This is a genomic window from bacterium (assembly GCA_022616075.1).
GTDB lineage: Bacteria > Acidobacteriota > HRBIN11 > JAKEFK01 > JAKEFK01 > JAKEFK01.
In genome coordinates this window covers 1-8930 of the sequence record JAKEFK010000093.1, presented here as the reverse complement: position 1 = coordinate 8930, position 8930 = coordinate 1, and the positions used below count along the sequence as shown (strand labels likewise).

7 protein-coding genes are annotated in these 8930 nt (G+C 47.7%); 4 read left to right on the top strand and 3 right to left on the bottom strand.

Annotated features, from left to right (window positions below; translation table 11 throughout):
* From L0156_08085 to L0156_08075, 3 genes are all read left to right on the top strand, one after another.
* Positions 1-181, top strand: a 181-nt coding sequence (locus L0156_08085) for a hypothetical protein (GenBank protein ID MCI0602959.1), incomplete at its 5' end; no start/stop codon positions are given.
* Between the two features lie 137 nt (positions 182-318).
* Complete coding sequence (locus tag L0156_08080) at positions 319-1455, top strand: glycosyltransferase family 39 protein (protein ID MCI0602958.1); 1137 nt, start codon at positions 319-321, stop codon at positions 1453-1455.
* A gap of 216 nt (positions 1456-1671) precedes the next feature.
* On the top strand, positions 1672-3231 hold the full coding sequence (locus L0156_08075; protein MCI0602957.1) for a hypothetical protein: 1560 nt from the start codon (positions 1672-1674) through the stop codon (positions 3229-3231).
* Between the two features lie 7 nt (positions 3232-3238).
* Here L0156_08075 and L0156_08070 read toward each other — a convergent pair whose 3' ends face one another.
* From L0156_08070 to L0156_08060, 3 genes are all read right to left on the bottom strand, one after another.
* Entirely contained in the window at positions 3239-3646 is a 408-nt protein-coding gene (locus L0156_08070; protein ID MCI0602956.1) for a hypothetical protein, read from the bottom strand.
* Between the two features lie 105 nt (positions 3647-3751).
* Positions 3752-5848, bottom strand: a complete 2097-nt coding sequence (locus L0156_08065; protein ID MCI0602955.1) for a sulfatase-like hydrolase/transferase — start codon at positions 5846-5848, stop codon at positions 3752-3754.
* Positions 5849-5901: 53 nt separating this feature from the next.
* Positions 5902-6306 (bottom strand): antibiotic biosynthesis monooxygenase, encoded by a 405-nt coding sequence (locus L0156_08060; protein MCI0602954.1) that lies wholly within the window; start codon positions 6304-6306, stop codon positions 5902-5904.
* Positions 6307-6462: 156 nt separating this feature from the next.
* Between L0156_08060 and L0156_08055 the strand changes: the two genes are divergently transcribed.
* Entirely contained in the window at positions 6463-8805 is a 2343-nt protein-coding gene (locus L0156_08055) for a protein kinase (GenBank protein MCI0602953.1), read from the top strand.
* The last annotated feature ends 125 nt before the right edge of the window (positions 8806-8930 follow it).

Here is an 8930-nt window from a genome sequence, read left to right as displayed (position 1 = left end):
CTCAAAGGAGGGATTTGGCTTTTGTGAGGTGCTCTCCGTCTTTTGCTTGAATCATTGGATTCAACGCGAACGCGCGTTCAAAATTTTTTACAGCTTTGCCGCTGTATATGAGAATTGGACCATTGAGTACCGCACTTTGTTTGTCATGTTACCGAGTGATGTCATACTCAAGATGACTTGAACTCATCTGCAGGGTCAAAACGCTCGCATGCTTTGCTCGCTCTATTCCTGTTGTCCGCTCTGTTGAGGATTGTGTGGGTTACGTTCGACCTCTGGCAAAGCGAACGAAGGCCAACTAGGCCGGATTCTCCTTCTTATATGCAACCGGCATTGGCATTGCTTCATGAACACCGGTTTTCGATCAATAGAGTAAGCGAAGAACCCGAATTTTTTCGCACGCCGGGATATCCTCTTTTTTTAGCTTCCATTTTCGCCATTTTCGGTGAGAACCTGAGGGTAGTTTGCGTGCTGCAAGCGATTTTAAGCGCAATAACAGTCGTGCTGATATACCGGATCGCAGAACGATTATGGTCTGTGATGGTAGCCTGGATCGCAGCCGGACTGGTCCTTCTGGAACCGCTCCAAACGATTTATACATCAACAATCCTTACGGAAACGCTTAGCACGCTTTTTCTCATTCTTGTTGCATTCTTTGCTGTTCGAATCCTTGATGGGGATCGAGCTTATCCCACCACCTATTTTGTAACCGGAACGGTGCTTGCTGTTTCTATTCTCATTCGCCCCGGGAATTATTATTTGTCGGCATTGTTGCTGATCGCGTTTCTTTGGAAATTCTGGAGAGACTCGCGAGATCGCAAGCCGCAGCTCTTTTCTGTTATGGTATTTCTCATTCCTCTTCTACTGATTGTTGGAGGATGGAAACTGCGGAATCATTATCTGGTAGACTCCTGGCGGCTTTCGAGTGTTGATGCACGCAGCATTATGACGCGTGCGGCCAGCATAATTTCCAGAATCGACGGAATAGAATTGAAAGAGGCTCGAACCCGGTTTGAGGGCAAGCTTGGACGGCGAAAACAGACGGAAAGCATTGGGGATTACCATGAGCGAATGCGGAGCGAAGGAATAAGAATAATTCGGCAACATCCGGGTGAAATCATTCCCATAACGCTGCATGGTCTGAGAAAATTCTTCTTTGGTGTCCCGTTCATACTGTATCCGCTGCATATCCGTGAAACCGTTGTTGCTGTGACTCTCGGCGCCACTCTACTTGGCGTGTTTTATTTCTTCTGTGTTGCAGGGATCCTTATCTCGTTACGATCAGGCCACGGATTGTCACATTTTCTCTTTCTTTCGATATGTATGTACATCACCTTGATCAGCGCAACAAATCAGGAGTGCATCCCAAGATATCGAGTCCCTGTCGCACCGATACTATGTCTTTACGCTGCTGCGAGCCTCGGCTATTTATTCGAGAAACGGAGAAAAACAACATAACAGTTAACCATATGGTTAATCATTACGCAGAGTGGAATAGAAGTCAGCCGGCGAGTGGGTTCTGCGTCCTAACTTAAAGGAGGACTCTGAAATAGGAATTTCCCTTCTGATCAGTATGCATTCGGGTCGAAACGTCTTTGCTGTCGATGGTCCCATAGGATGCTACGATGTTAAAATGCTGGGATCATGAGGTCGCGAGTTGTGTAGACGTATACGATGCTGTTTGTTCGGAAAAATCTTCCTTTATTAATCTCATTCGTTTTCGCATTGCTGCTTGCAGGGTTCTTGCTCTATCCGCTTATCTCCCGGGGAATGGAGATTTTTTCAGACAGCACGAAGTACTTGAACACCGCATCGAATCTGGATGCCGGCTATGGTTTTTCTTTGCGATGCCCGCCGAAGGTGCATCCCAACACGCATTGGGCTCCCGGATACAGCGCGCTGATCGCTCTGTTTTTGGTCTCTGGTTTTCAGTGGCAGGTTGCCTGCAAAATCATCGCGATCCTCTGTTATCTGTTTCTGCTCGTGGGTATCTTTCAGTACGTTCACAAAGTGACAGGTTCATTCTTACTGGCATTTCTTAGTGAGGCAAGTGTCGGTTTTCACCCGAAGATTTTGCGATTCTCCGGCGCGATTCTTTCGGAACCGCTTTCCTGGATTTGCCTGATCGCGATCAGCGGATTGCTGACCGTCCTCATCCTGAAGCCGCGAAAAAAATGGGCCATCTTGCTCGGACTTCTCCTCGGTGTGTCCATGCTCGTTCGATATGCCTACATTCCGTTAGGACCGTTCTGCGTGGGCGTCTTCCTTCTTTTGTGCTCTATAATTCCATGGGTTCAAAGATTGAAATTGGCAATTCTTGTTTCAATTCCTGCGACGATTATTTTTGGAGGCTGGCTACTCCGGAATTGGCTGCTTGCAGGGAAAACCGCCATATCACGCCCGCCAACCGGTACGCTTTCCTCGAATTTGTTGGATGGTTTCGACTCCTGGTTCGACGCATTATTTCTGAAATCTTTTTCTTTTCTCCAGCCTGTGCTATGGATCGTGATTGCTTTTCTGGTCGTTGTCGGCTTGATTTCGTTTTTCAAACGTAAAGGAGAAGAAACTTCAGCTCCAAATATTGCGCTTCTTGTAAATCTCCTTCTTGCATTCGGATATACGGCAGGTCTTGTCCTTTTGAGAACTTACAGAGCAACGCTGGCGCTAAATGACAGGAAATTTACTCAGGTGATTCTGCTATTCGTGCTGATGTTGGCCTTTGCTGCAGCCACGAGATACAAAAAATACATAAGCCGGACTTTTCTTGCCTTCTTGGCTCTATTTCTCATAACGAGCGTAGCGCTGGGCGTTGCAGCGATCCCTGAATTGAAAACTCGTTGGTTAGGTTATTCCGAGTTCGAATCAAGTCCCACAATTCAATATGTAATTCGACAAAACCTTCCGCCGCGCCGGATTGTTACGAACGATTGGGAAGCGTTCTGGCTATGGACAGGTACGTGTCCCCGTTTTTTCCCGGGAGGACGCACGAAAAAAATGGCGGCTTCCCATTTTCAAGAACAAGGTGCCAGGATGCTCGTTTGGTTTAAACGCACCGGACGGCCTGCACTACTAAAAAGGGAGAATGTGGAGTTCGACGTCCCGGTGCGTTTCCTTGAATTTGAGGATGGTTACGTTTATCAGTTCAAGAGAAGAGGGAAGCCAGGACAAGAAACTGTTGTGCCGCCTGTACCCATCGATGAACCGATCGACTCTTCTGAAGAAGAGGAGGATTAATTCGGACCTATTTCCTTTCCCGTTCAGGATCTGATTTAGACCCTGTACTGTAGGAGAGTTTTCCATCTGGCGTTGATACGGCAGGATCCAGCCGAACGAGGTGTGATTCGTCAAAATCGAGATCAGTTTGATTGTGTTGATACTGGTGGTCATGATTGATCTGCGGTGAACTTTCAGGTTTTGGAGCCAGTCCGTTTTGGAGATCCGAGATACGAGGTAAAATCCCAATGTTTTGTTCCAGGCGGCGCATTGCTGCCGCTTTCTTTAATTGTTCCGCCGTTGATGCAGGATTCTCTGTTTTTGAATTTTGGTCCTGCGAGGGAGATTCAGTAACTTTAGGTGCGGAGGTTTCGTTAGCTTCAGATGCCGCCGGCAACTGGAAACTAGCCGGCGGAGAGACCTTTAACGCGCTCATTGAGAGCCCTCATCATTTCGTATTCAACCCAAATTATAATTACCTGCGCAGTCTGTGGCAATCTTACCCGGAATCGACCCAATAGAACATGAGCCGGCGACTATATTATCGGAACCGTTTTCCGGGATTTTGTTGATAGCGATCAGCTCGCTGTTGGCCCACATCCGGAATCGGTATCACTTCAATTGTATTTTTTCCGTTTTGTAAACTGGTCTTCGGCAGTAGCGCGCCAAATCGCAGCTTACCATTGATGAAAAAGGTTCTGGTGACTGTTCGGATTTTCCCGTTTGCGGCAATCGCAAGAACGAGATCCTGTGAGTACGTTGGTGATTTCACTTCGCCTGCAATATATGAGGGGATTGTTGTGGCATTCAAATCCACTTCTTCCAATTCATCACTTCCGCGAATCGTAACCCTGAAATCGTTTTCTGAAGAAATGTGCAAGCCATTGACGTCTTTGTTCAATAACTCAGGAAAAGGTCCAATCTGATAAATGTCAGATATGCTCGTAGCTTTTCCAAAGATTTCATTCTTGCGTTTGAGCGTTCTGTTTTCTTCTCGTATATCGCAAGTCAAATCGGAAACTGTTTCACTGCTCAGAAATACCTTTCTGTATTCACGTTCCGGCAAATCCGTACGAGTGGCTGAAACACCATCCGTTTTCCAGGGCATTTCCAGCTCAAGCATGCCGGCAATCGTCGGCAAGATGTCCACCGTTTCAAGTTTTCGATCGATGATTGTTCCTCTTTTTTGCATCGGCCCCTTAATGAAAAATGGAACCAGCAGAATATCCTGGTATGTTGAAGTCGTGGCCTGGCGGGCCTGTCGTCCGCCTGGCCAAACCGAAATTCCGTGATCTGCGGTGATCACGATCAGCGCTCGATCATAAATGCCCGTGTCTTTCAGTTTCCGGATTAAATCGCCAAGGAGTTTGTCCGCATAGCCAAGCTGCAGTAGATGCCTCTGATAAGCCACAATTGCCGCCCAATCACTTTTTTCCCAGAACTGATCCTGTTTCTGTCCTTCACCGAAATCAAAATATTGCTGTCCATTCGGCAAGTATCTCCAGGGGCGGTGCGGCAAAGAAACATGCAGAAAAGACAAGAATGGTTCCTGCGAAGGCACGATGGATCGAACAAAGTTCTCGAACAGCTCCCCTCTGTCAATCTTGCCTTTTTTGGGCTCGGCTGCGCTTGTGTTCCAGAAATCACCCCAGGTTGAGCTCACATCCGGCAACGACGAGGAATAAGGAGGAGGAACAATCAATTGAAGATATACCGCAACCGCATCGAGACAGATCGCTTTCACCACCGAAGACTTTCCTGTAGAGGTTGCCTTGATTTTGTTGAGCTTTTCAGGACAGAGTGAGGTTACAGATTCGAACACTCTTAATTCATGAGAACCGGCCAGGAGAGTGAACAGATTTTCCGGATGATCCGTCAAAGTTGGAAGTAGCGTTCGGACAGGATACTTTCCTGTAAGAATCGAAGGAACGGCGCGATGTGTAACCGGCGAAATGGTTGTTGTGTTTCTGTACCACGTAAAATCCTTCAATAGTGCTGTAAAATTCGGATACAGCGCGGAATCCATTATTAATTTTTCATTCATCAGTGAGCTAACCGGAAGTTCATCGAAGAGGACCATCACCACGGGGGTTGTGGAAGAAGTTTTTGAGAACTCTCCACCCGAAATTTTTCCGCTCCAGATCAGTCTGCGGACCGAATCATCGAATGCGAACAAAAGGGGGACCGCTATGATGAGCACGCTGAGCAAGGTAACAGCGGTCCGCATGATGCTCATCCGGTAGTAGAGGATCACAAAGATCAAGCCGCCCAATGAGGAAAAGAGAATTGCCAGGAAACCTGAAAAGAAACTGAGCTGTTTCAGAACAAGAGCTGAGAAGCCGCTGAAGAAAACGAACAGGAAAACGTGGTGAACCGCCCGCAAGGACCTCGGACCAAAGAAGCTTGCCGCTAATTCAATGACAAGGAATGGAAGGGGCAAGAGCAGACAAAGAATCGCCAGAAATCCAAGAATTTCCAGGGTTTTTGCTCCATGCGCGACGAAAAATGTCGGATTTTGCGTCAGCTGCTGCAAGACCGGCTGCGCGACGACCAGACTGACCAGCGTAAAAATATGGAGCGCGTATGTTCGAAAAGAATGCTCGTTTAACAAGATCGTATAATGATAAACCAAAGGCATCTTTTGCGCCCCTTTAGATTCCCCACACTTGCTCTTAAAAACAATCCTCGACTTTACTTAGACCAGTTGTTCAAGAGAACATCGTAATGGCGAACCTTTGTTTCCGGATTGATCAGGAATTCCGGATCTCGAGGCATCTGGTAAACTTTCTCGTAATCTTCGCCCGCAAATTTCTTAATCGACTCCACAGAATCCCAGTACGAGATCACCAGGAAGTCTGCCGTATCTTGATTGATCTTCCGAAACATTTGAACTCCCAGATTGCCGGGGATCGATTGGATCTTCGTGATTCCTTTTTCCTGCAAATAGGCGGTGTATTCATCTGCCTTCGCTGCCGGAGTTTGGCCGTGCCACATACGGGCGATAGCAAAATGCGGGGTCTCTGTTTCAGCAGGCTGATATTGGACAAGCATGAGAATCAATATTGGTATCGCTAAATAAATGGTTGTTCGCTTCACTTCGATTCCTCCTTTTTTTGAACTATTGGACAGACACAGCCCATCAGACAAGGATTTTGCCACAACCGGTTCCCGAACGTCACCATCTGCGAGTTAACAGTCTATCTGCGGGATAGATTTGCGTTTCGACATGGGTCAAGTCAGAATCAGCAAGATATGCTTTTACCGGGAACAAGACTCGGACCGTACAAAATCCTTTCCCAGCTCGGTTCCGGAGGAATGGGTGATGTCTATCGTGCCAGAGATGTACGGCTGGAGAGAGATGTTGCAGTAAAGGTTCTCACGGATAAACTCGCCAACGATCCGGACGCGATCCTGCGTTTTGAGCGAGAAGCAAAAGCGATTGCAGCGCTTTCCCATCCCAATATTCTCGCGATACACGACTTTGATCGTGACCAGGATCTCTACTACGTCGTGACAGAGTTTCTGGAAGGAGAGCCCCTTCGGAAAAAAATTGGCTCTCTTTCCTGGAGAAGGTCCGTTGAATACGGATTGGAAATTGCGAAAGGTCTTGCTGCCGCTCATTCGAAAGGAGTCGTTCACCGGGACCTGAAGCCGGAAAATATTTTCATTACAACGGACGGACGCGTGAAGATTCTTGATTTTGGTTTGGCTCAAATAAGACCACCCAAAAATCCTGCTGCAGTGGGCGATTCCGTTCCAGACCCCACAGAAGAACACGTGCTTGGAACCGTTGGATACATGTCGCCGGAACAAATTCGTTCGCAAACTGTGGATGGGCGAACCGATATTTTTTCGCTGGGGTGCGTACTCTATGAAATGGTAAGCGGGAAAAAGCCTTTTGAAGCGGAAACCATTTACGAAACGGTTTCACGAGTCTTGCGTGAAGATCCGCCCGAGCTATCAGAAATGGGAAAGAGGATTCCGATTGAGCTACAGCGCTTGATCCTGCACTGTCTGGAAAAGAATCCTGAAGAGCGCTTTCAATCTGCTCACGATGCCGCCTACAACTTAAAGACAGTAATGAATCTGGCAGATACGCTGCAAACAGCATTGCCCGGTCTGTTCGAGCTCAAATTGTCGCGAAATCGCTTTTTCTGGTTTGCTATTGTCATCGTGTTGTTGCTGGTTTCGGCCGGCCTGTACTGGATTTCCTTTGGAACAGGACGCGTGCGTTCTCTTGCGGTAATTCCTTTATCAAACATGACACAGGACTCGAGCTTTGAATATCTTGGAGAAGGTATCTCGGAAAGTGTTACCAATCGTCTTTCCGAATTGCCTTCTTTGCGCGTCATGGCTCCCAGCACTGTAAATCGCTTCCGCACAATGGACGATCCGGTCGAAATCGGAAAGCAACTGAAGGTAGACGCGGTTTTAGCAGGTAACATTTTAAAGCAGGGAGATCACATTATAGTCCGCGTGAATCTTGTGGATGCGCGCGATGGAACAGGCATCTGGGGTGAGCAATTTACACGAAAGAATCTTGAATTTCTGTCGTTGCAAAATGATATTGCGCGCGAGATTGCCCGCGCTCTGGATCTTCAATTGAGTGGAGACCAGGAGAAATTGCTGAACAAGGCTCAGACAGCGAACCAGGATGCTTATCGTTCGTATCTTCTTGGTCGCTATTTCTGGAACCGCCGCACCGCAGATGATTTGAGACTGGCCAAGCAACATTTTCAGGAGGCGATCCATATGGATCCGTTGTATGCGATGGCCTACGCGGGTCTAGCTGACTGTTACGCGATGATAGGCAGTTACGATCTGGTGGAGCCACGGGACGCCTATGCGCGCGCGCGAGCAGCCGCTGAGCAGGCCCTGGATATTGATGAACAACTGGCAGAAGCTCACAATTCACTGGCCCACATTAGCATGTACTACTGGGACTGGCCCAAAGCCGAACGTGAATTCAAACGGGCCATTGATCTCAAACCAAATTACGCGATTGCGCATCAGTGGTACGCAAATTATCTGGCCATTACGGGACGCACGAAGGAAGCAATCGACGAGGCGCGACTGGCGCTGGAATTGGATCCTCTTTCCTTAAGCGTGACTGTTGTGCTGGGCCGCCAGTATTACATTGCTCGGCAGTTTGACAGCGCTCTTAATTTTTTTCAAAAAGCTCTCGAAGTGGATCCACAGTATGGTCCTGCTTATGCCGCGCTGGGTCAGGTTTATGTGCAGATGCGCAGATATGATCAGGGGATTGCCGCAATTCAAAAGTCGATCCAGCTTTCTCCACAAACCACCGATTATCAGGCAATTCTTGCGTACGCATATGCAGTCTCCGGGAAAAAAGAGGCGGCAGAGCTCCTTCTAAAAGATTTGCAGGGACAGGATCAATACGTTTCTCCGGTTTACATTGCCATGATTTACACGGGGCTCAGCGATAAGGACAAAGCCTTTGAATGGTTGCAGAAGGCGCATCAGGAGCATTCAGAGTATTTAAGCTTTGTGAAAGTGGAACCGGAGTTTGAACCGTTGCGCACGGATACTCGTTACATGGCGCTGATCCGGTCACTGGGACTAAAGAGCTAGCCAAGCATACTTGAAATCTGTGGCACAACAACGGTTATCGAGCTCATGTAAGAAGGGAGATAGGGGGATGGAAGAGCGATAGGGAGATAAAGAAAAGTTTTAAGTGTTTTCTATTCTTCTGAAGT